Source organism: Stenotrophomonas sp. YJH_SMC_48-3 (assembly GCF_059369375.1).
The window spans coordinates 334,650-354,304 of record NZ_JCAFSQ010000003.1 but is presented as its reverse complement, the minus strand read 5'-3'; the positions used below and the strand labels follow the sequence as shown (position 1 = coordinate 354,304).

Genomic DNA, 19,655 nt, shown 5'->3' with positions numbered 1-19,655 from the left:
GGGGTAAGGCTTACCAGTTCATGTTCAGCGAGACACCGACGGTGCGCGGTTCGTTGTAGACCGCGGCCATGTAGTTCTCGATCACACCCTTGAGGTTCTTCTCGTTGGTGATGTTGCGCGCGAACAACGCCACTTCATAGGCACCGTAATTGCCCGAGTAGCCGATCTTCAGGCCACCTTCGAAGTCACCCTTGGAGTTGAACTCCTTGCTGTCGTACAGCACGAAGCTGGTGTAACCCTGCTTGTTCCAGTCGGTGGACACGAACATGGTGCCGGCGTCGCTGACCGGGAAGTCGTAGCGGGCGGCCAGGTTCACGTTGTACTTCGGTGCGTTCGGCAGCGGGTTGCCGTCGATCTGCGCGAAGGTGTTGGCGCCGACCTTGATGGTCGGGTCATTCACCGTGCACACCACCTGGCCGTTGAGGCCGCAGACCTGTGCGTAGACGCGCTTGTCCTTGATCTCGCTGTGCAGCAGGCTCAGGCCGGCGCTCAGGGTCAGGTTCGGGATCGGGCGCAGCTCCATGTCGGCTTCGAAGCCGTAGGCCTTGGCCTTGTCGGCGTTGAACAGCACGCCGTTGCCGTCCGAATCGTTGCCGTTGAGCTGGATGTCGTTGACGGTGTAGGTGAACGCGGTGGCGTTCAGGCGCAGGCGGTTGTCCCACAGGCTGCTCTTCACGCCCGCTTCCCAGGACAGGATCGTCTCGGAATCGGCGGTGGTGAAGTCGGCATTGAACACTGCCGAACGACCCTGGATGGTCGGGCCACGGAAGCCACGCGCGACCTTGGCGTAGACGCTCACGTCCGGCGTGACCTGATACATCGCGCTCAGATCCCAGCTCGGGGTGGTGTCGGACATCTTGACGTCGGTGCGGCCCTTGTAGGTGACCACGCCAGCGGCAGTGTCAGCCGTCTTCAGCAGGCGGGTGTGCTTCTCGTCCCGGGTCTGGCGCAGGCCGGCGGTAACGGTGAACTTGTCGGTGAAGGCATAGCTCAGCTGGCCGAAACCGGCCCACGAGGTGTTCTTGTTGCGCAGGCGCACCCAGTTGTTCGGGTTACGTGCCGGGCTCTGCAGGAACCACGCGCGCTGGTAGAAGTCGGTGGTGTCGCTGCCGTTGAAGTAGAACGCACCGGCCTGCCACTGCAGCGCGCGGTCGTCATGGCTGGCCAAGCGGAATTCCTGGGTCCACTGATCCAGGTCGCGGATGCGGCCCATCGACTGGCCGTAGCCGTTCGGCACGCCGTTGACCGGGAAGTTCGCCGCGGCGCCACCGTCGGTGTCACCACGGCTGTAACCGGAAGTGGTCTCGTAGGCGGTGATCGAGGTGAAGTCGATCGCACCGAAGTCGTAGCGTGCCTTCACCGAGCCGCCGTAGGTCTTGTAGGCCTGCGGGTTGTTGTCGGCCTCGTCGTAGGCGACCTTGTCGCGCGGCACGTCGGTCTTGTTCGAGCCCTTGGTCAGCGCACCGCGCAGGAACAGGGTCGAGGTGCCTTCATAGTCGCGGGCGTGGGCCGAGGCCAGGATCGAGAACTGGTCGCTCGGGGTCAGCAGCAGCTGGGCGCGCACGTTACGGTCGTCGAAGCCGCCCATGGCGTTCTTCTTCGGGCTGACCGTGCCATCGGCGCTCGGGCCCTTGTAGGTGTTGTCGACGTAGTCATCGCGGTGCTGGTACAGCGCCGACACGCGGAACGAGGCGATGTCGTTGATCGGGCCGCCGAAGCCGCCGTCGATCGACACGCTGTTGTAGGTGGCGTAGCTGGCGCTGACGCGGCCGGTGTAGTCCTGGGTCGGCTTCAGGGTGTCGAACTTGACGATGCCGGCGGTGGTGTTGCGGCCGAACAGCGAGCCCTGCGGGCCGCGCAGCACTTCCACCTGGTCCACGTCATAGACCGGGTTGGACTTCAGCACCACGTGCTCCAGCACCACGTCGTCCTGGATGATCGACACCGGCTGCGAGGCTCCCAGGTAGAAGTCGATGTTGCCCAGGCCGCGGATGTAGAAGCGCGGGAAGATGCGGCCGGTGGTGGTTTCCGCATACAGGCTCGGCACGCGGCCGGACAGTGCCAGCAGGGTGTCGTCGCCGCCGGCGGTGAAGTCGCGCATGCGCTCCCCCTGCACCACACCCACCGAGACCGGCACTTCCTGCAGGTTCTGCTCACGGTGTTCGGCGGTCACGGTGATCGTGTCCAGGCCGGTTGGGGTCGGCGCGCTGTCCTGCGCGGCGGCACCGAAGCTGCCCGCCAGGGCCAGGCCAGCACAGGCCAGGGCCAGCGGGTGACGGCGGAAGGAAACAAAGGAAGACGACAGACCCGACAGGCGGCGGGAATCGGAATGGGAGGGCATGGAATGCTCTGAGGAGGCGTCCGTGCGGCCTGCGCGAGCCGGGCGGCAAAAGGGAGGAGAACTGCGCAAGCGGCCATTATCCCCCAAATTGTTACGATTTCGTTGCGTGGTGCCCAAGCCCGTCGAAACAAGCGGTTTCGGCACAGTCACCCGCTGTGCCTCGCGTCTCGACATGAAATTCCTTTGATCGGCTTGGCAAGCGGCAAGCGCTTGGCTAGACTGAAGCCCTGCCGTGGGGCCATAGCTCAGCTGGGAGAGCGCGTCGTTCGCAATGACGAGGTCAGGAGTTCGATCCTCCTTGGCTCCACCACTATTCAGAAGAACCCGTAGATCTTCGTGATCTGCGGGTTTTTCTTTTTAGCGCCCGCAACTCAGGCCGGCTCCTGGTCGCCGTCCTTGCGCTGCGGGCCGCGTGAGTGCGCATCGCGCACCTGTTGGTCGCGCTGCCCGGGCCGCTGCTTGGCCACATCGTCCTGCTTCCTGTCCTGGCGGCTTTCCTGGACGCCCTGCTTCGGGTCCTGATCCCTGCTTTGCTCGTTCATCGAAAACTCCCTCGCCGGCAGCAGGCCAGCGCTGCCACCACGCTAGAGGTTGCCGGGTGAGCCGCAGGTCAGTCCCGCGCCAACATCCTGTGCAGGAAGCGGCTTGCCGCCACCGCCCCGCCCAGCCAGAATCCGGGGCACCACGCTCGCCGGTGTGCCATGCCCTCCTCTGCCCAGCACGCAGCCCACGCGTTGCCGATGCTCCTCAATGCGGCCGACGGCAGCATCCAGCTCGGCAACCTGCCCGCATTGATCGGCCCCACCTTGTTACTGGACGAAGCGCGTGCCGCCTTTGCCCCGCTGGTCCGAGGGGAGCGCGATGTCGGCACCGGCTATCGCTGGCTCAGCCTGCACCAGCTCAGCCTGGGCGGTGCGCCCGCTGGCATCAGCCTGTGCTTCCACGGGCAACAGCTCGACGTGGTGACAATGGGCGTCGATCTACCCGGTGCAACGTTGGAAGACGGCTGGCCGACCCAGGCCGCGATCGATGCCGAAGTCGCCTTCATGCGCCGCACGCTGGGTGCGGCGCTGGGTCGCAAGCTGGCCGGCGGCCACGCCCAGTTCGGCTGGGGCGAAGCCTGGGCCCGTTTCGATCCGAAAGGCTTCATGGCCAGCAGCGGTATCCGCTACGCGCCACGCTCCTGACCCCGCTCAGGTACGTGTGATCGACACCCCACCTTCCACACGCATCGCGGTACCGGTAACGAAACTGCTTTCATCGCTGGCCAGGAACAGCGCCGCATTGGCGATCTCCTCCGGCTCGGCCAAGCGCTTGAGTGCGTGCAGCGAGCGCACGAAGTCACGTGCATCGCCGGTGGGCGCCGCCTGCCGGCCCATCTCGGTATCGGTACCACCGGGCAGCAGCACATTGCTGCGTACGCCGCGCGCACCGTATTCGGCGGCGATCACCTGGCTCAGGCCGATCAGCCCGGCCTTGCTTGACGCATAGGCCGCCATGCCCGGGAATCCCACGGTGTGACCGACGAAAGTGCCAACGAACACCAGCGAGCCGCCGCCGCGCGCCAGCAGTGCCGGCAACTGCGCACGTGCGGCATGGAACGCGGCATCCAGATTGGTGGCCATCACTTCACGCCAAGCGTCCACCGGGAACTCCGCTGCCGGCACGCCCGGCCCGAGCATGCCGGCATTGTTGAGCGCGATGTCCAGGCCGCCGAAGGACTGCTGGGCCAGATCGACCAGCGCTTGTGCCGTGCCCGGGTCAGCCACGTCAGCGGCATGCGCCACGGCTTCGCCACCGGCGGCGCGAATCTGCTCGACCAGCGCCTGCAGCGGCTCCGGCCGCCGTGCGTTGAGCACCAGCTTCGCCCCTTCGGCGGCGAAGCGCAGCGCGCTGGCGCGGCCAATGCCAGCGCTGGCACCGGTGATGAGAGCGATCTTGTTGTTCAGGCGCATGGTCGTGGTGCCGGTTGTGAAGTGGCCGCCACGATGCCGCGCCTTCGGCCTGCCAACACTCCGTTTCCGGGCCTGGCCCGTCGGTGCAGGAAACGGAGTTTCCGCAGAACCGGCGCGTGCCAGAATCCGGCCATGGACAGTACCGCCACCACCGCCCTCGATGCCCGCGTCGAACGGGTCTGCCGCCACCTGCAGACCAGCCTCGACGAACCCTCACTGCAGGAACTGGCCGACATCGCCGGCTGCAGTCCGACCCGGCTGCACCGCCTGTTCAAGCAGGCCACAGGGTTGACCCCCAAGCAGTACGCTGCCGCGCTGCGCGCCGACCGCCTGCGCACCGGGCTTGAACAGCAGGAACGCATCACCGATGCCTTCCATGATGCCGGCTTCGGTTCCAGTGGGCGCTTCTACGAGAACGCACCGAAGTTGCTGGGCATGACGCCCAAGCAATGGCGCGCAGGTGGTCGCGGCGAAGTCATCCACTTCGCGCTTGCCGAAAGTTCACTGGGCAGCGTGCTGGTGGCCAGCAGTGCCACCGGCGTGGTCGCGATACTGCTCGGCGACGATCCGGAGACGCTGCTGCAGTCATTGCAGCAACGCTTCCGCCAGGCCGAACTGATTGGCGCCGACCAGGGCTATGAGCAACTGGTGGCGCAGGTCGTGGGCCTGGTCGAGGATCCTTCGCGGGGCGCCACGCTGCCGCTGGATATCCGCGGCACCGCATTCCAGCAACGGGTGTGGCAGGCGCTGCAACAGATCCCGCGTGGACAAACCGCCTCCTATGCGGATGTCGCTGCGCGTATCGGTGCGCCACGCTCGAGTCGTGCGGTGGCACGTGCATGCGCAAGCAACCCGCTGGCGGTGGCAGTCCCCTGCCACCGCGTGGTGCGCCGCGACGGCGACCTGTCCGGCTATGCCTGGGGCGTGGCACGCAAGCGCGAACTGCTGCGCAGGGAAAAGGCCTCGACTGCCTGAAGTGGGTGCCGACCTTGGTCGGCACACCGCCAAGCCCTCAATCCAGCTTCACCACCAGCTTGCCGAAGTTGCGTCCCTGCAGCAGCCCGAAGAACGCCTCCGGCGCATTCTCCAGCCCTTCCACCACATCCTCGCGGTACTGGATGCGGCCTTCGCGCAGCCACTGCCGCATCTCACGTTCGAAGTCCGGCCACAGATGGTTGAAGTCGTGCACGATGAAGCCACGCACGGTCAGGCGCTGGCGCAGGATCTGGCTGAACAGTGCCGGCAACCGGTCCGGGCCGGGCTGCTCGACGCCCCGCTCGTTGTAGGTGGCGATGGTGCCGCACACCGGAATGCGGGCGAAGTTGTTGAGCAGCGGCAGCACTGCATCCTGCACATGGCCACCGACATTCTCGAAGTACACGTCGATGCCGGCAGGTACCGCCGCGCGCAGCTGCTCGGCAAAATCAGCCGCGCGATGATCCAGCGCCTCGTCCACGCCCAGCGTCTGCAGATAGGCACGCTTGGCCTCGCCACCAGCGATAGCCACTACGCGCGCGCCCTGCAGCTTGGCCAGCTGCGCTACGGTCGCGCCGACCGGCCCCGTTGCGGCAGCCACCACCAACGTCTCGCCCGGCTTCAGACGGGCGATTTCATGCAGGCTGGAATAGGCGGTGAAGCCGGGCATGCCATATACCCCCAGCGCCGTACTCAGCGGCAGTCCGGCCGGGTCCAGGCGGCGCCCCAGTGCCGTGGCCGGCAGCACCGCGTGGGTCTGCCAGCCACCCGGCGCCAGCACCAGCTCACCTGCAGCTACACCCTCGGCGTTGGACTGCAGCACCTCGGCCACGGTCTGCCCTTCCATCACCGCGCCCACCGCCACCGGCGCGGCATAGGACGGTCCCTCATCCATGCGTCCACGCATGTACGGGTCAAGCGACAGATAGCGATTGCGCAGCAGCACCTCGCCGTCGCCCAAGGGCGGCAGCGCGGCATGCTCCAAGCGGAAATTGGCTGCAGTAGGCGCCCCCAGCGGACGCGACGCCAGCACGATGCGGGTGGTGGTCGATGAGTCGGACATGACGACGATCTCTGCTGTTGCCAGCGTCAGGAAGAGAACGCCGACACTACGCCGCAGCGTGCCCCAATGGCGGTCACGAAAACAGCGTTCCATGTCAGGTGTCGGTGCCGTCCACGCGCTGGCCCCGCCACACCGCTTTTGTCGATCACCGTGGCCCGCTGAATTCCGCCGCAGGCGATGATCACCGCGCCGCCGCGCCCCGATGAATCGGCTCCAGCGCGCCCCCGCCCCGCGACGGCGGATCAAGTACTTGCGCCTGCGCAGACGGCAATGTGAAGGTTTTTTGCCAAAATGCTTGCCGTGGGCGACTGACCTCCGTAATATGCGCGTCCTTGGCAGCGACCTCGCTGCAATGAACTACGTGGCCGAGTAGCTCAGTTGGTAGAGCAGGGGATTGAAAATCCCCGTGTCGGCGGTTCGATTCCGTCCTCGGCCACCACGTTCGACAGCCTGCAGAAATGCGGGTCTTTTTTTCGGGAATCGCAGTTGATCGTGATTGCCACACAGTTTGGCCGAGTAGCTCAGTTGGTAGAGCAGGGGATTGAAAATCCCCGTGTCGGCGGTTCGATTCCGTCTTCGGCCACCATCTTTCGAGACCTGCAGAGATGCAGGTCTTTTTTTTGTCCGTGCTTCGCGCACTGCACAAGTTGCGGATGCGGCGCCTGCGCACACGCCCGGTTGACGAAACATTTACACCGGCATGCGCGGCGGCACCTACGCTCCAGACTCCTGCCTGGAGCCTAACGATGCCTCTGCGTCCTGCCCTGCTCGCCTGCCTGCTGCTGGCCGCCTTCCCGGTGATCGCCACTGAACCTGTGCGCGCGGTCGAGCGCCTGGACATCGATCGCTATGCCGGCCAGTGGCACGAGATTGCGCATCTTCCGGTTTCGTTCCAGAAGCAATGCGTGGGCGATATCACCGCCAACTACGGGCTGCGCCGCGATGGCCGCATCAGCGTCACCAATGCCTGCCGCAACGGCGACGGAGAACGCGTGGTTGCTGAAGGCGTGGCGCGCCCGGTTGCCGGCCATCCCGGCCAGTTGCAGGTGCGATTCGTTCCGGACTGGCTGAGCTGGGTGCCACTGGTCTGGGCCGACTACTGGGTCCTGGCACTGGACCCGGACTATCAGTGGGCGTTGGTCGGTGAACCGGACCGAAAGTACCTGTGGATCCTCTCGCGCCTGCCGGAAATGGATCGCGCCCAGTTCGAACAGCTGAAAGCCAAGGCCGAGACGATGGGCTACGACCTCGGCCCGCTGCGCCTGATGGCCCCGATTCGCGATACACCCGCCGACTGAACCTCCCCGCATCCGGCGCACCACGCGCGCGCCATCCGGCGCCGCGCACGCCCGGCCGCCATCTTCACGCGCTACCCTCTGCGACGGGTCGCCACAGGCGATCCAAACGACCATACGCCGTAGTATGCTTATCCAACGCACCCCTTCAGAGGAACTGCGCCCATGCTCCACCGTTTCCGTATCGCCTTGATCGTCCTGTGCACCCTCGCCCTTGTTGCCTGCAACAACGGCATCGTCAAGCGTGTTTCGGAACCGGCGGCCAGCCTCCAGCAGCTGACCGTGCGCGCCGACGGCAACTGGACCGTGGCCCTGCGCCTGCAGAACTACAGCTCCATGCCCATGACCTTCGATGACGTCGCGCTGGCGCTGACCGTCGGCGACAGCGACGCCGGCACCCTGCAGGCCAAGCCGGGCATCTCCATTGGCGGCACCTCAGCCGATGTCATCAATGTTGACCTCGTGCCCAGCTCGGCCGCACGCCTGGTGGTGGCCGACGCGCTGGCCAGCAACCGCACCCTGGCTTACGGCCTGAAGGGAACGGTGGCGGCCACGCCGCAGGAAAAGAAGCAGCGCAGCTTCGATATCAGCAGCCGCAGCACCCTCAACCAGGCGCCCGGCCTGCCGGGCGTGCTGCGCTGATTTCCACCTTCCGTCGCGGCGCCTGGCGCCACTCTCCCCTGCCCTGATCAAACCGAGACGTACCGATGAGCAGCTACACCGCCCCGCTTTCCGACCTCCGTTTCGCCCTGCACGACGTGCTCAAGGTCGAACCCCTGTTCGCCCGCCTGGGCTTCACCGACGCCACCGCCGACGTGGTCGATGCCGTGCTGGAGGAAGCCGGCCGCTTCAGCGCCACCGTGCTGGCCCCGCTCAACAGCGTCGGCGACGAGATCGGCTGCGTGCTCGACCAGGCCACCGGTGAAGTGACCACCCCGCCCGGCTTCAAGCAGGCCTACGACCAGTTCGTCGATGGCGGCTGGACCGGCCTGACCGCCTCGCCGGAACTGGGTGGGCAGGGCCTGCCGCACACCCTGGGCGTGCCGCTCAACGAAATGATCAACGCCGCCAACCTGGCGTGGGGCAACTTCCCGCTGCTCTCGCACGGCGCCATCGAAGCGCTGAAGCAGCACGGCGAAGCCTGGCAGCACGAGGCCTTCCTCAAGCCGCTGATCGAAGGCCGCTGGACCGGCACCATGTGCCTGACCGAACCGCACTGCGGCACCGACCTGGGCCTGCTGAAGACCAAGGCCGAGCCGAATGCCGATGGCAGCTACGCGATCACCGGCACCAAGATCTTCATCACCGCCGGCGAGCACGACCTGACCGGCAACATCGTGCACCTGGTGCTGGCCAAGCTGCCCGACGCCCCTCCGGGCGCCAAGGGCATCTCGCTGTTCGTCACCCCCAAGTTCAAGGTCGACCGCGAAGGTAACGTCGGCGAGCGCAACGCACTGCGCTGCGGCTCGATCGAGCACAAGATGGGCATCAAGGGGTCGGTCACCTGCGTGATGAACTTCGATGGCGCACAGGGCTACCTGGTCGGCCAGCCGCACAAGGGCCTGCAGGCGATGTTCACCATGATGAACACCGCGCGCCTGGGCGTTGGCCTGCAGGGCATCGGCCTGTCCGAGCGCGCCTACCAGAACGCACTGAAGTACAGCCGTGAGCGCCTGCAGTCGCGCGCCCTGAGTGGCGCCAGGTTCCCGGACAAGCCGGCCGACCCGATCCTGGTCCACCCGGATGTGCGACGCATGCTGCTGACGGTGAAGTCGCTGGTCGAAGGCAGCCGCCTGCTGGCGCTGCACGCTGCCACCCTGATCGACATTGCCCACCATGCCGGCGATGCCGCCGAGCGCGAGCGCGCCGACACCCTGGTGAGCTTCCTCACGCCCATCTCGAAGGCCTGCCAGACCGAATGGGGCATCGAGAACACCTACAACGCCCTGCAGTGCTTCGGTGGCCACGGCTACATCCGCGAACACGGCATGGAACAGCTGGCCCGCGATGCGCGCATCACCACGCTGTATGAAGGCACCACCGGCATCCAGGCGCTGGACCTGATCGGCCGCAAGACCGCCTCCAGCCAGGGCGCCGGCCTGAAGCTGATGCTGGCCGAGATCGAAGCCTTCGCCAAGGAACACGAGGGCAACGAAGCGCTGGCCGAGTTCATTGGCCCGCTGCGCGCCAAGGCCGCCGAATGGGGCAAGCTGACGATGGACGTGCTGCAGCGCGCGGCCGGCAATCCGGACGAACTGGGCGCAGCCAGCTACGACTACCTGTTCTATTCGGGTTACGTGGTGCTGGCCTACTGGTGGGCCCGCAGCGTGGCCGCCGCCGATGCCAGCGCGCACGGTGCCGCTTTCGCCCAGGGCAAGCGCGAAACCGCGCGCTTCTACTTCGCCCGCGTGCTGCCGCGCACCCTCAGCCACGCCGCCGCCATCCAGGCCGGCGCCGCCCCGCTGATGGCAATGGACGACGAGCGCTTCGGCGCCTGAGCCGGGCTGCCGCCCGGCACCCGCGGTAGTGCCGGCCGCTGGCCGGCAACCGCAATAGGAACAGCTGGATCCCGGTGGATGGCGGGGCGGTGTGGGCTGGCAGGACACGCCGTAAACCCCGCTCTGCGGTCCGGCCCAGCCGCTGGCGGCTGGGCGTTCGGGCGCTTGCGAAGCAGTGCTTCGCAAGCAAAGCGCCCTCACCCCTGGGGGCTCGATGGCGCCTTGCTCGTGTGCGCTGTCCTGCGCACACGGCAAGACCGGGGTTGGGGCGTCCTGCCCAACCCGCCCGAGGCATGCCTCGGGCCCATGGCGCCAACGGTCCTGCCAACCCACACCGCCCCGCCTCTGACAGTTCCCCGCGATCTGAAATCCACGCCACGCGTGGATGAAAGCCACCGAAATCCCTCTGGGGAAAAGCCCCCCCTTGTTAAGGGGGGCGCGCCGATGGCGCAGGGGATAGGAGGAATGCGTGGGCATCCCAACCCGCCATCGGCGGCCTGGAATGCGGAATGCGCGGACCTGAATCTTGCGATTTGGGTTTCGCCCACAGGGCGATACCCAAATCGCAATGATTCAGGTATAAGCTGTTCTCCCGATGGAGACAGACACTACACGCTTGGGTCTGATCGAAGCCGGAGCTCCCCTTTCTGCTCCGGGCGCCGAAGCATCGCCCAACGCCACGACGCTGCATCGCCCCGGATCGGTCCGGCTGCTCTCGCTTGATGCCCACGGACGCGTACTGGACTGGATCACCTGGCAGGACGCAGCCTGCCTCTACGCCCGCGAAGCGGTTGCCTGGACGCTGGGCGATCCCTGCCTGCACATCCACGGCGGCACCAACCGCTTCAGCGGCCTGCAGAGCGGCATGGACCTGCACCCGATCATTGCCGCCCGCGGCCACGCCCGCTCCCGCGCGATCGATCCGACACCGAACCTGACCAACCCGGCCCTGTTCGCTCGCGACGCCCATCTGTGCATGTACTGCGGCCAGCAGTTCAACCGCCCCACGCTCACCCGCGACCACGTCGTGCCGCTGTCCAAGGGCGGCCTGGATTGCTGGGAAAACGTGGTTACCGCCTGCTTCCACTGCAATTCGCGCAAGAGCGACCGCACCCCGCAGCAGGCCGGCATGCCCCTGCTGGCAGTCCCCTACCGGCCCAGCTGGATCGAGCACCTGATCCTGTCCAACCGCAACATCCTGGCCGACCAGATGGCCTTCCTGAAGGCGCAATTGCCCAAGCGGTCGAAACTGAGCACCTGAACGCCTGAAAAAATGCAACCCTCACCGTCCTGTCACGGGCGGCGGCGTTTGCTTGCCCCACCCCCGTTTGAGGGCGAAAATGGGCGTTCAGAAAAAGTGCGAACATGATGATCGACTCTGCCCGCTATCCCCGCCTCGCGCGCATCCAGACTCCGGATGACCTTCGCACGTTCGACGAATCCGAATTGAGGGCGGTCGCCGACGAACTGCGCGCCTACCTCATCGAATCGGTGGGCAAGAGCGGCGGCCACTTCGCCGCCGGCCTGGGCGTGATCGAACTCACCGTGGCCCTGCACTACCTCTACCAGACTCCGGTCGATCAGCTGGTCTGGGACGTGGGTCACCAGACCTACCCGCACAAGATCCTGACTGGCCGCCGCGACGAGATCCATACCGTCAAGCAGAAGGACGGCGTCGCGCCGTTCCCGAAGCGCGAGGAAAGCGAGTACGACACCTTCGGCGTCGGCCACTCCTCGACCTCGATCTCGGCGGCACTGGGCATGGCCATCGCCCGCCAGTCCGAAGGCGACGACCGCAAGATCGTGGCCGTGATCGGTGACGGCGCGATGACCGCCGGCATGGCGTTCGAAGCGCTGATGCATGCCGGCGGCATGGAGCCGGAACCGAACCTGCTGGTGATCCTCAACGACAACAACATGTCGATCTCCGAGGCGGTCGGCGGCCTGACCAAGATGCTCGGCCGTGCTACCGGCAGCCGCACGCTCAATGCGCTGCGCGAAGGCGGCAAGAAGATCCTCGGTGACAAGAAGAACAACCCGGCGCGCTTCGTGAAGCGCTGGGAAGAACACTGGAAGGGCATGTTCGTGCCGTCCACGATGTTCGAGGAAATGGGTTTCCACTACACCGGCCCGATCGACGGCCACGACATGCCCGCCCTGCTGTCCACGCTGAAGACGCTGCGCGCCTCCAAGGGCCCGAAGCTGCTGCACGTGATGACGACAAAGGGCAAGGGCTACGAGCCGGCTGAAGGCGATCAGATCGGCTACCACGCGGTGGGTCCGTTCGATCCGGACAAGGGCCTGGTGGCCAAGGCCGGTGCCAAGAAGCCGACCTACACCGATGTGTTCAGCGACTGGCTGTGCGATGCCGCCGCCGCCGAACCGCGCCTGTACGGCATCACCCCCGCGATGCGCGAAGGCTCCGGCCTGGTGCGTTTCAGCAAGGAATACCCGCAGCGCTACTTCGACGTGGCCATTGCCGAACAGCACGCGGTCACCCTCGCCGCCGGCATGGCGACCCAGGGGGGCAAGCCGGTGGTGGCGATCTACTCGACCTTCCTGCAGCGCGCGTACGACCAGTTGGTGCATGACGTGGCCATCCAGGACCTGGATGTGCTGTTCGCGATCGACCGCGCCGGCGTGGTCGGCCCGGACGGCGCGACCCATGCCGGCAACCTCGACCTGAGCTTCCTGCGTTGCGTGCCGAACATGGTGGTGATGGCCCCCTCCAACGAAGCAGAATGCCGGCAGATGCTCAGCACCGGCCTGCAGCACCCCGGCCCGGCAGCCGTGCGTTATCCGCGTGGCACCGGCACCGGCGTGGCTGCCGGCACCGACCTGTCCACCCTGCCGATCGGCAAGGGCGAGCTGCGCCTGCAGGGCAGCCGCATCGCCCTGCTGGCCTTCGGCAGCACGGTGGCCGCCGCCGAGCAGGTCGGCCGCGAACTGGGCCTGAGCGTGGTCAACATGCGTTTCATCAAGCCGCTGGACCGCGAGCTGTTGCTGGCTGTGGCCGCCCAGCACGAGGGCCTGGTGACGATCGAAGACAACGTGGTGGCCGGTGGCGCCGGCTCCGGCGTCGGTGAGCTGCTCAACGCCGAAGGCGTGCTGCGCCCCATCCTGCACCTGGGCCTGCCCGACAGCTACCAGCACCACGCCAGCCGTGAAGACCTGCTGGCCGAAGCCGGTATCGATGCCGCGGGCATCCGCGCGGCGGTACTCAAGCGCTGGCCGCAGCTGGCCGCCGGCACACCGCCGCTCAGCGCGGCCGGCTGAGGCCGATTGCCAATCCGTGGATCCACGCATGGCGTGGATCTACTGCGGAACAGAGGCGCAGACCCACGCCAGATGCAAAGTAGATCGACGCCATGCGTGGATAGCGGGGTCCCAGAACCGGATCTGGCCGGAAGCCCCAACCCTCAGCCGTAGCTGACCGCTTCCACGAAGGCGCCGCTGGCTTCCACCCGCACCGCAGCGCGCTGCCCGGTGTCGACGAAGTGGAGACGTGCAAGGGTCTCGGCGAAATCATAGGCTCTGGCACCGTCGCGGAACTCGATCGGTTCGGGCCGGTCCGGGTGCAGCACGCGCCATTGGCGTTGCTCGCATTGCAGGCGGATCAACATGCAGCTCACTCCTTGAGGCAGCGTATCGACGGTGGCGGGATGGGCGTGCCGGTTACGGCAGACGTCATCGCGACGGATCAGGGGCACGCAGGGGTGCCCTGATTCGCAGAAGATACGACGTTCAAAATGTGAGCTGTATCAGATTATTCTGATTTTCGAGGGGCGCGCTCAATTCACCTGGAACTGCGCCCGGCAGCCGTCGCTGACCCAGATGCCACGGCGGTCCCAGCCCCAAGTCTGGCCTTCGATGCAGGCACTGCGTGAATCCTGGCGGACCAGGCGCACGCCACGGCGGATGCGGGCATCGCAGTATTCCTGGCGGTGACCGTTGGAATGGCAGGTGATCACCTCGCCCCCGCCCCAGCCATTGCCACCATTGCCCCAGCCGTTGCCATGGCCACCACCCCAGCCACCGCCGCGGCGGTACTCGCCGACGAACTCGGCACGGCAGCCCTGGGTGACCCAGACGCCGTAGCGCGATTGCCCCCAGGTCTCGCCTTCCACGCACGGCGAGCCGGACAACTGACGGATCATCCGGGCACGGCCTTCCAGGCGGCATTCATTGCTGCGGTTCTTGATCGATTCGCAGCGTACGATGCCGCCGCCGTCGCGACCGCCATAGCGATCGTCGTCATAACCGTAGCCATAGCTCTGCGCCTGCGCGCCGCCTGCGGCGGCCAACATCGGCAGCAGCGTGCAGGCCAGGGTGCGCCAGGTGAGTGCCTTGCCCATCGGAATCTCCACATGAATACGATGGCGCAAGCATCCGGGATTCGCGGCGCGGCGGACAGGGGGCGCCCCCAAGGCGGTTCTTTCCCCATTCAAACAGCTCAACCGTGGCTGACTGCACCTCGGCCGGGTGGTGTCAACGTCCGAAGTGGAGTGCGTCCACGGAATTGCCAAGCGCCTCGACCCGTACCGTGCTGCACTGGCCGGTGCGGCGGTGGTGCTCCTGGGCCCGCGCTGCGGCGACATCGAAGGCCTCGGCGCCCCGTGCATAACGGGTTGCATCATGCGCCTGCGGGTCCAGTACGGACCAGTGCCGGGCATTGCATTGAACGGTAATGACCATTGGAGACTCCTGCGGAATGGGTCAAGCCGGCGACGGAAGGCCCTGAGCACCGGTACCCCATCAGGCTAGCGATCGCCTCCGGGATGGCCCATCAGATTTGTACGAAAATGCCGCGCCGCGCTGTCAGGGCCCCCGCCATCACATCCCTGAGGCCGTTTAGTGAGTCCCCTTTCGTGACCCTTGTCACGGAGTTGGCGGAGCTTCACACTACCGTCACCAACAGGGGCCCCTTCCACATGCGCACCTTCTTCTCGCAGCAGCGTTGGACGCTGCTGAAGTTCTACTTCGTGGCCAGCTACCTCGTGCTGATCGAGGAACTGATCCGCGCCGCCATGCACTGAGCGCTTGCTGCAGGGCTATTTGCGGCAGACACTGTCGCTTTAGGCACGGAGCCCGCCCGATGAAAGCGCTTCTTCTGATTCCAGCCCTGCTGGTGCTGTCCGCCTGTGCCAACCAGCATCAGGCCGCTGCGCGTGCCGATACGGCGGCCACTTCGCCTGCAACGCCGAAGGTCGGTGGCGACCGCGATGCCCACGGTTGCATCGGTTCGGCCGGCTACCAGTGGTGCGAGCACAGCCAGCGTTGCGAACGTCCGTGGGAACTGGCGCAGGCACAGGGTCTGGCCAACACCGCCGAAGCCATCGATGCCTACTGCGCGAAGCCGGCCAGCCCGGCGCGCAAGTGAGTCGCGCCGCCCATGGCCGAGCTGAGTCCGCTACCCACCCTGGCCCCGGGCCGCTACCGCCACTTCAAGGGCGGCGAGTACGAAGTGCTCGACATCGTCCGCAGCAGTGAGACCCTGCAGCCGATGGTGCTGTACCGCGCGCTGTATGGCGAAGGTGGCCTGTGGGTACGCCCGTACACCATGTTCGTCGAGCAGGTGCCGGGCGAGCACGGACCGCAACCGCGTTTCGCCCGCATCGACGCATGATGGCTCCGCTGCCGGCCTTGGCCGGCAGCGCGCGGCAACGCGGTGGGCCTGCGCTACAGTCGTACCGTCCAGTCGGTTTCTTCCCGCCACGCCGGTATCCGCTCCTGTTCGCGCTGCAAGGCAGCCGACCGCGTGCGCCAATCACTGCTGCGGGCCACCATCGAAGTAGCCTGCCGTAATGGCTTGGCTGCTGGTGGATGAAGCCACCGGCGCGCTGATCGGCGATTTCGAAGCGCGGGCAACCCGATGGAACCAGCGCTGCCTGCGCTTGACGTCCTGGAAGCGTGCGATGCTGGCCGAATCCTGGCGACGCCAACGGTACGCGGCGCGCTGCACGCTGCCAATGGCTTCTGGGCCACGGCCTACCCGCTGGACGCGCAGGAACGTGCCAGCGCATTGACCATGGCCGAACAGGCGCTGAAACTGAGCGCAATGAGCTGGAGCGGTCAATGAATTCCTATCTCTACCTTGCCGCTGCCATCGTGCTGGAAGTGATTGCCACATCACTGCTGAAGGCGTCCGACGGCATGAGCCGGCTGGCGCCGACACTGGGCGCACTGGTCGGCTATGGACTGTGCTTCTACCTGTTGTCGATGACCATGAAGTCGATCCCGACCGGCATCGCCTACGCGATCTGGTCCGGCGTCGGCATCGTGCTGATCTCGCTGATCGGGCTGGTGGTGTTCAAGCAGCGCCTGGATGCACCCGCGCTGATCGGCATCGGCCTGATCTGCGCCGGTGTACTCGTGATCAACCTGTTTTCGCGCAGCAGCGCGCACTGAGCACGCTGCTGCGCGATCAACGCTAGCTGACCTTCTTGGCCACGGTCATGCCGAGCAGGAACAGCACCACGGCGATGATGATGCCGGCCCAGAACAGGAACTTGGCGATGCCGACCGAGGCACCGGCGATGCCACCGAAGCCGAGCACGCCTGCGATCACACCGATGATGGCGAAGATGATGGCCCACTTGATCATGTCAAACCTTTCCCTGCGGGGACTGCGTACTGGATGATCAGGCTAGGCCGTCACCGATGCGGCAGTCGTGAACAGGCCGCGTGCGCGGCGTGAATCAGCGCGGACGAAAGCGCAGCAGCGCGACGGCAAACGCCAGGAACACGCTACCGACCAACCGCTCGAACCAGCGTCGCGCAAAGGGTTCGGCCAGCCAGCGGCGCAGGCCATGGCCACCGGCTGCATACATCACGTACCAGAACAGTTCGCAAGCGGCGAAGGTGGCCACCAGCACGCTGTACTGAAACGCCTGGCCACGTGACGGGTCAACGAACTGCGGCAGGAACGCCGCCGCGAACAGCAGCAGCTTGGGATTGCTCAGGCCCACCAGAAGGCCACCACGGAACACGGTCCAGGCACCAAGCGTCGGCATCATCGGCAGTGCGGCATCCACCGTCACCGTAGGCGCGGGACGACAGCTGTCGCGCCATGCCTTCAGGCCCAGCCAGGCCAGGTAGGCCACGCCCAGATAGCGCAGCACTTCGAACAGCATCGGCGAGGAATGAAGCAATGCGCTCAGGCCAGCAGCGGACGCGGCCAGCACCAGCAGCATCGCCAGCAGGCAGCCGGCCATCGCCGGTACACTGCCGCGGAAGCCGAGTCCGACGCTGCGGCCGAGGATATGCAGCATGTTCGGCCCCGGCGTGCCACACAGAACGAACACCGTGGCGAGGAACCACCACCAGGTATGCAGGGCCATGGCGCACATCCACTTCAGAAGACCGTACGAGCATAGCGTGCGTCTGCAACGCGCGGCACATACAGCACAGCGTGGATGCGGTGGTTACAGAGGCAGGCTCAGGCCGCGTGCTCATCGCGCCGTACCAGTACCTGGTCGATCAGGCCCCATTCGCATGCCTGCTCGGCACTCATGAAACGATCGCGGTCCAGGGTCTGCTCGACCTCCTCGACACTGCGTCCGCAATGCTGCGCATACAGCCGGGTGATGCGCTGCTTGGTGCGCTGCATTTCCTCGGCGTGGATGAAGATGTCCGAAGCCTGGCCCTGTACCCCGCCCAGCGGCTGGTGCACGTGCAGGCTGGCATTGGCCAACGCCGCGCGGTGACCCGGCTCGCCGGCCATCAGCAGGAACGACCCCATCGACCGCGCGGTGCCCATGCACAGCGTATGCACCGGAGCAGAGATGTATTGCATCGTGTCGTACATCGCCAAGCCGCTGGAAATGACTCCGCCTGGCGAGTTGATGTACAGATGGATCGGCTTCTCCGGGTTTTCCGATTCCAGGAACAGCAGTTGCGCGCAGACCAGCGCCGATACGGTGTCATCGACTTCGCCGTTGAGAAAGATGATGCGCTCGCGCAGCAGCCGCGAGTAGATGTCATAGGAACGCTCGCCGCGCTCGCTGCGTTCCACCACCATCGGTACCAGCTGCATCCTGTCCCGCATGTGCCTGCTCCCTATAGCGTTCGATCCAAGCGCTGGTTCAAGCCGCGCGCATCACCGTGCGATGCTCATCGTTGGAAGCCGGCCGGATCAGAGAACGCCGGTCAGTGAGCCGATGCACGATGGTCAGCACCGTCCCTCCACCCTCATCCGCGCGCAGCCGGAAACACACCAGACTGTGCAGATGTGGGGGCTGCGCATCGCGCAAGCGGAAGCCCAGCTCCCGTCCCTCCTCGCAGAGGCAGGGCTGCGGGTCGGCAAGATCGGCCGCAGGCAACCAGCGCTCACGCAGCGCCGGGTCCAACAGTGCGCGCCAGACCCGTTCCGGTGGCGCTGGCAGCCACTGCTCCATCACCAACGCAGGAGCCGCTTCGTTCAGAACGTCGTCCATCAATCCATCTCCTTCAGCAGATCCTGCAAGGCATCCATACGCGCGGGCCAGTAGGCCCGGTATCGCTGCAGCCAGTTGCCGATGTGGGCCAGTCCGCGCGGATCGACCTCGTAGTAGACGAAGCGGCCTTGGCGCTGTTCGCTCACCAGCCCGGCATCGCGCAGCACCGCCAGGTGCTGGGACATCGCAGACTGGCTGATCGCCATGCCCTCGCGCAGCGCGCTGGCATGCTGCCCGCCCTCGGCCAGCTTTTCGAAGATGTGGCGGCGGGTGGGGTCGGCCAGCGCTTTGAAGAGGGCGTTCTCGATCATGACCAATACATTAGCAATCACTAATGTGTAGTGCAACTCCCGCATCGGCTGTGCTGCAATGACGGCTCCCCGGCATGGAGCTGTGCATGAAGACCCTTGGCCTGATCGGCGGCATGAGCTGGGAAAGCTCGGCGCAGTATTACCGGCTCATCAACGAGGACGTGCGGCAGCGCCTCGGTGGCGCACATTCGGCGCAGCTGCTGCTGTGGTCGGTGGACTTCGCCCCGATCAAGCAGCTGCAGCACGACGGCGACTGGGATGCACTGGGCGACCACATGGTCGAGGCCGCACGGCGCCTGCAGGCCGGTGGTGCCGAACTGCTGCTGGTCTGCACCAACACCATGCACCAACTGGCCGACCGCATCGAGGCGGCCTGCCCACTGCCACTGCTGCATATCGCCGACCCCACCGCCCAGGCCATCGTGCAGGCAGGGGCGCGAAAGGTGGGCCTGCTCGGCACCGCCTTCACCATGGAGCAGGACTTCTACCGCGGCCGGCTGCAGGATCGCTTCGGATTGGAGGTCCTGGTTCCCGAAGCCGATGATCGTCGCAGCGTGCACGACATCATCTACCAGGAACTGATCGCCGGCGTGGTCAGCGAACACTCACGACAGGTCTACGCCGGCGTGATCGAGAGACTGGTCGCGCGCGGCGCCGAGGCCATCATCCTCGGCTGTACCGAGATCATGCTGCTGGTACGGCCGGAGGACAGCACAGTGCCGCTGTTCGATACCACTGCACTGCATGCGCGGGCCGCCGTGGACGCGGCGCTGGCGTGAATC

Annotated in this window: 24 protein-coding genes and 3 tRNA genes; 15 read left to right on the top strand and 12 right to left on the bottom strand. The window is 66.1% G+C overall.

Going from position 1 to position 19,655, the window contains the following annotated elements; all coding sequences use genetic code 11:
- Positions 1-10 precede the first annotated feature (10 nt).
- Complete coding sequence (locus AC5P65_RS06740) at positions 11-2,341, bottom strand: TonB-dependent receptor (protein ID WP_111098299.1); 2,331 nt, start codon at positions 2,339-2,341, stop codon at positions 11-13.
- Positions 2,342-2,575: 234 nt separating this feature from the next.
- Here AC5P65_RS06740 and AC5P65_RS06735 point away from each other — a divergent pair.
- Positions 2,576-2,651 (top strand) — tRNA-Ala (locus AC5P65_RS06735).
- Between the two features lie 61 nt (positions 2,652-2,712).
- Here the strand turns inward: AC5P65_RS06735 and AC5P65_RS06730 are convergent.
- The gene (locus AC5P65_RS06730) at positions 2,713-2,883 is read right to left on the bottom strand and encodes a hypothetical protein (RefSeq protein WP_021202167.1); all 171 of its coding nucleotides are present in this window, start codon (positions 2,881-2,883) and stop codon (positions 2,713-2,715) included.
- A 159-nt stretch (positions 2,884-3,042) separates the two neighbouring features.
- On the opposite strand from AC5P65_RS06730, the gene AC5P65_RS06725 reads away from it, so the two are divergent.
- On the top strand, positions 3,043-3,528 hold the full coding sequence (locus AC5P65_RS06725; protein WP_111098300.1) for a hypothetical protein: 486 nt from the start codon (positions 3,043-3,045) through the stop codon (positions 3,526-3,528).
- Positions 3,529-3,534: 6 nt separating this feature from the next.
- Here AC5P65_RS06725 and AC5P65_RS06720 read toward each other — a convergent pair whose 3' ends face one another.
- Positions 3,535-4,296 carry an SDR family oxidoreductase gene (locus tag AC5P65_RS06720; protein ID WP_111098301.1) on the bottom strand — a complete coding sequence of 254 codons (762 nt, stop codon included), beginning with the start codon at positions 4,294-4,296 and terminating at the stop codon, positions 3,535-3,537.
- Between the two features lie 132 nt (positions 4,297-4,428).
- On the opposite strand from AC5P65_RS06720, the gene AC5P65_RS06715 reads away from it, so the two are divergent.
- Positions 4,429-5,271: a bifunctional transcriptional activator/DNA repair enzyme AdaA gene (locus AC5P65_RS06715; protein WP_031269378.1), complete on the top strand. Its 843-nt coding sequence runs from the start codon at positions 4,429-4,431 to the stop codon at positions 5,269-5,271.
- A 37-nt stretch (positions 5,272-5,308) separates the two neighbouring features.
- Here AC5P65_RS06715 and curA read toward each other — a convergent pair whose 3' ends face one another.
- On the bottom strand, positions 5,309-6,334 hold the full coding sequence (gene curA, locus AC5P65_RS06710) for an NADPH-dependent curcumin/dihydrocurcumin reductase (RefSeq protein WP_111098302.1): 1,026 nt from the start codon (positions 6,332-6,334) through the stop codon (positions 5,309-5,311).
- Positions 6,335-6,697: 363 nt separating this feature from the next.
- Between curA and AC5P65_RS06705 the strand changes: the two genes are divergently transcribed.
- From AC5P65_RS06705 to dxs, 7 genes are all read left to right on the top strand, one after another.
- Positions 6,698-6,773: transfer RNA gene (locus AC5P65_RS06705), tRNA-Phe, on the top strand.
- A gap of 71 nt (positions 6,774-6,844) precedes the next feature.
- A tRNA-Phe gene (locus AC5P65_RS06700) sits at positions 6,845-6,920 on the top strand.
- 160 nt (positions 6,921-7,080) lie between these two features.
- Positions 7,081-7,632, top strand: a complete 552-nt coding sequence (locus tag AC5P65_RS06695; protein ID WP_019660542.1) for a lipocalin family protein — start codon at positions 7,081-7,083, stop codon at positions 7,630-7,632.
- 162 nt (positions 7,633-7,794) lie between these two features.
- Entirely contained in the window at positions 7,795-8,271 is a 477-nt protein-coding gene (locus AC5P65_RS06690; RefSeq protein WP_010486516.1) for an LEA/WHy family protein, read from the top strand.
- Positions 8,272-8,336: 65 nt separating this feature from the next.
- The gene (locus tag AC5P65_RS06685) at positions 8,337-10,127 is read left to right on the top strand and encodes an acyl-CoA dehydrogenase C-terminal domain-containing protein (RefSeq protein WP_111098304.1); all 1,791 of its coding nucleotides are present in this window, start codon (positions 8,337-8,339) and stop codon (positions 10,125-10,127) included.
- A gap of 595 nt (positions 10,128-10,722) precedes the next feature.
- Positions 10,723-11,388 carry an HNH endonuclease gene (locus AC5P65_RS06680; RefSeq protein WP_019660544.1) on the top strand — a complete coding sequence of 222 codons (666 nt, stop codon included), beginning with the start codon at positions 10,723-10,725 and terminating at the stop codon, positions 11,386-11,388.
- A gap of 107 nt (positions 11,389-11,495) precedes the next feature.
- Positions 11,496-13,403: a 1-deoxy-D-xylulose-5-phosphate synthase gene (gene dxs / locus AC5P65_RS06675; protein ID WP_032953273.1), complete on the top strand. Its 1,908-nt coding sequence runs from the start codon at positions 11,496-11,498 to the stop codon at positions 13,401-13,403.
- Between the two features lie 143 nt (positions 13,404-13,546).
- On the opposite strand, the gene AC5P65_RS06670 is transcribed toward dxs, so the two are convergent.
- The 3 genes from AC5P65_RS06670 to AC5P65_RS06660 all read right to left on the bottom strand — a co-directional run bounded on the left by AC5P65_RS06670 (position 13,547) and on the right by AC5P65_RS06660 (position 14,822).
- Positions 13,547-13,750, bottom strand: a complete 204-nt coding sequence (locus AC5P65_RS06670) for a hypothetical protein (protein WP_005417823.1) — start codon at positions 13,748-13,750, stop codon at positions 13,547-13,549.
- Between the two features lie 168 nt (positions 13,751-13,918).
- On the bottom strand, positions 13,919-14,482 hold the full coding sequence (locus AC5P65_RS06665; protein WP_010486507.1) for a DUF3011 domain-containing protein: 564 nt from the start codon (positions 14,480-14,482) through the stop codon (positions 13,919-13,921).
- Between the two features lie 133 nt (positions 14,483-14,615).
- Entirely contained in the window at positions 14,616-14,822 is a 207-nt protein-coding gene (locus AC5P65_RS06660; protein WP_021202175.1) for a hypothetical protein, read from the bottom strand.
- A gap of 400 nt (positions 14,823-15,222) precedes the next feature.
- On the opposite strand from AC5P65_RS06660, the gene AC5P65_RS06655 reads away from it, so the two are divergent.
- The 4 genes from AC5P65_RS06655 (at position 15,223) to AC5P65_RS06640 (ending at position 16,535) form a co-directional block, all read left to right on the top strand.
- Positions 15,223-15,507, top strand: a complete 285-nt coding sequence (locus AC5P65_RS06655; protein WP_005410420.1) for a hypothetical protein — start codon at positions 15,223-15,225, stop codon at positions 15,505-15,507.
- A gap of 12 nt (positions 15,508-15,519) precedes the next feature.
- Positions 15,520-15,753, top strand: coding sequence for a DUF1653 domain-containing protein (locus tag AC5P65_RS06650; protein WP_021202177.1), 234 nt, complete (start codon positions 15,520-15,522; stop codon positions 15,751-15,753).
- A gap of 246 nt (positions 15,754-15,999) precedes the next feature.
- Entirely contained in the window at positions 16,000-16,206 is a 207-nt protein-coding gene (locus tag AC5P65_RS06645; protein ID WP_227853529.1) for a hypothetical protein, read from the top strand.
- Positions 16,203-16,535: an SMR family transporter gene (locus AC5P65_RS06640; protein WP_019660551.1), complete on the top strand. Its 333-nt coding sequence runs from the start codon at positions 16,203-16,205 to the stop codon at positions 16,533-16,535. The genes AC5P65_RS06645 and AC5P65_RS06640 overlap by 4 nt, the downstream gene beginning before the upstream one ends.
- Positions 16,536-16,557: 22 nt before the next feature.
- Here the strand turns inward: AC5P65_RS06640 and AC5P65_RS06635 are convergent, their stop codons facing one another.
- From AC5P65_RS06635 to AC5P65_RS06615, 5 genes are all read right to left on the bottom strand, one after another.
- Positions 16,558-16,731, bottom strand: coding sequence for a DUF1328 domain-containing protein (locus AC5P65_RS06635; RefSeq protein ID WP_021202178.1), 174 nt, complete (start codon positions 16,729-16,731; stop codon positions 16,558-16,560).
- 94 nt (positions 16,732-16,825) lie between these two features.
- Positions 16,826-17,467, bottom strand: a complete 642-nt coding sequence (locus tag AC5P65_RS06630) for a LysE family translocator (protein WP_019660553.1) — start codon at positions 17,465-17,467, stop codon at positions 16,826-16,828.
- A gap of 98 nt (positions 17,468-17,565) precedes the next feature.
- Positions 17,566-18,174 carry an ATP-dependent Clp protease proteolytic subunit gene (locus AC5P65_RS06625; RefSeq protein WP_021202179.1) on the bottom strand — a complete coding sequence of 203 codons (609 nt, stop codon included), beginning with the start codon at positions 18,172-18,174 and terminating at the stop codon, positions 17,566-17,568.
- Between the two features lie 37 nt (positions 18,175-18,211).
- Positions 18,212-18,562 carry an SRPBCC family protein gene (locus AC5P65_RS06620; RefSeq protein WP_021202180.1) on the bottom strand — a complete coding sequence of 117 codons (351 nt, stop codon included), beginning with the start codon at positions 18,560-18,562 and terminating at the stop codon, positions 18,212-18,214.
- A complete protein-coding gene (locus AC5P65_RS06615; RefSeq protein WP_021202181.1) occupies positions 18,562-18,873 on the bottom strand; it encodes an ArsR/SmtB family transcription factor in 312 nt (103 codons plus the stop codon). Before AC5P65_RS06615 ends, AC5P65_RS06620 begins: the two co-directional genes overlap by 1 nt.
- Before the next feature lie 86 nt (positions 18,874-18,959).
- On the opposite strand from AC5P65_RS06615, the gene AC5P65_RS06610 reads away from it, so the two are divergent.
- Entirely contained in the window at positions 18,960-19,652 is a 693-nt protein-coding gene (locus AC5P65_RS06610) for an aspartate/glutamate racemase family protein (protein WP_026347077.1), read from the top strand.
- The last annotated feature ends 3 nt before the right edge of the window (positions 19,653-19,655 follow it).

Excerpts from the sequence above, each read along its gene's own strand:
- AC5P65_RS06650 (WP_021202177.1), top strand. The coding sequence starts at position 15,520 with ATGGCCGAGCTGAGTCCGCTACCCACCCTGGCCCCGGGCCGCTACCGC.
- AC5P65_RS06720 (WP_111098301.1), bottom strand. The coding sequence starts at position 4,296 with ATGCGCCTGAACAACAAGATCGCTCTCATCACCGGTGCCAGCGCTGGC.
- curA (WP_111098302.1), bottom strand. The coding sequence starts at position 6,334 with ATGTCCGACTCATCGACCACCACCCGCATCGTGCTGGCGTCGCGTCCG.
- AC5P65_RS06625 (WP_021202179.1), bottom strand. The coding sequence starts at position 18,174 with ATGCGGGACAGGATGCAGCTGGTACCGATGGTGGTGGAACGCAGCGAG.
- AC5P65_RS06620 (WP_021202180.1), bottom strand. The coding sequence starts at position 18,562 with ATGGACGACGTTCTGAACGAAGCGGCTCCTGCGTTGGTGATGGAGCAG.
- AC5P65_RS06635 (WP_021202178.1), bottom strand. The coding sequence starts at position 16,731 with ATGATCAAGTGGGCCATCATCTTCGCCATCATCGGTGTGATCGCAGGC.
- dxs (WP_032953273.1), top strand. The coding sequence starts at position 11,496 with ATGATCGACTCTGCCCGCTATCCCCGCCTCGCGCGCATCCAGACTCCG.
- AC5P65_RS06670 (WP_005417823.1), bottom strand. The coding sequence starts at position 13,750 with ATGTTGATCCGCCTGCAATGCGAGCAACGCCAATGGCGCGTGCTGCAC.
- AC5P65_RS06645 (WP_227853529.1), top strand. The coding sequence starts at position 16,000 with ATGGAACCAGCGCTGCCTGCGCTTGACGTCCTGGAAGCGTGCGATGCT.
- AC5P65_RS06660 (WP_021202175.1), bottom strand. The coding sequence starts at position 14,822 with ATGGTCATTACCGTTCAATGCAATGCCCGGCACTGGTCCGTACTGGAC.
- AC5P65_RS06685 (WP_111098304.1), top strand. The coding sequence starts at position 8,337 with ATGAGCAGCTACACCGCCCCGCTTTCCGACCTCCGTTTCGCCCTGCAC.
- AC5P65_RS06740 (WP_111098299.1), bottom strand. The coding sequence starts at position 2,341 with ATGCCCTCCCATTCCGATTCCCGCCGCCTGTCGGGTCTGTCGTCTTCC.
- AC5P65_RS06725 (WP_111098300.1), top strand. The coding sequence starts at position 3,043 with ATGCCCTCCTCTGCCCAGCACGCAGCCCACGCGTTGCCGATGCTCCTC.
- AC5P65_RS06655 (WP_005410420.1), top strand. The coding sequence starts at position 15,223 with ATGAAAGCGCTTCTTCTGATTCCAGCCCTGCTGGTGCTGTCCGCCTGT.
- AC5P65_RS06665 (WP_010486507.1), bottom strand. The coding sequence starts at position 14,482 with ATGGGCAAGGCACTCACCTGGCGCACCCTGGCCTGCACGCTGCTGCCG.
- AC5P65_RS06695 (WP_019660542.1), top strand. The coding sequence starts at position 7,081 with ATGCCTCTGCGTCCTGCCCTGCTCGCCTGCCTGCTGCTGGCCGCCTTC.
- AC5P65_RS06630 (WP_019660553.1), bottom strand. The coding sequence starts at position 17,467 with ATGGCCCTGCATACCTGGTGGTGGTTCCTCGCCACGGTGTTCGTTCTG.
- AC5P65_RS06640 (WP_019660551.1), top strand. The coding sequence starts at position 16,203 with ATGAATTCCTATCTCTACCTTGCCGCTGCCATCGTGCTGGAAGTGATT.
- AC5P65_RS06690 (WP_010486516.1), top strand. The coding sequence starts at position 7,795 with ATGCTCCACCGTTTCCGTATCGCCTTGATCGTCCTGTGCACCCTCGCC.
- AC5P65_RS06610 (WP_026347077.1), top strand. The coding sequence starts at position 18,960 with ATGAAGACCCTTGGCCTGATCGGCGGCATGAGCTGGGAAAGCTCGGCG.
- AC5P65_RS06715 (WP_031269378.1), top strand. The coding sequence starts at position 4,429 with ATGGACAGTACCGCCACCACCGCCCTCGATGCCCGCGTCGAACGGGTC.
- AC5P65_RS06680 (WP_019660544.1), top strand. The coding sequence starts at position 10,723 with ATGGAGACAGACACTACACGCTTGGGTCTGATCGAAGCCGGAGCTCCC.
- AC5P65_RS06615 (WP_021202181.1), bottom strand. The coding sequence starts at position 18,873 with ATGATCGAGAACGCCCTCTTCAAAGCGCTGGCCGACCCCACCCGCCGC.
- AC5P65_RS06730 (WP_021202167.1), bottom strand. The coding sequence starts at position 2,883 with ATGAACGAGCAAAGCAGGGATCAGGACCCGAAGCAGGGCGTCCAGGAA.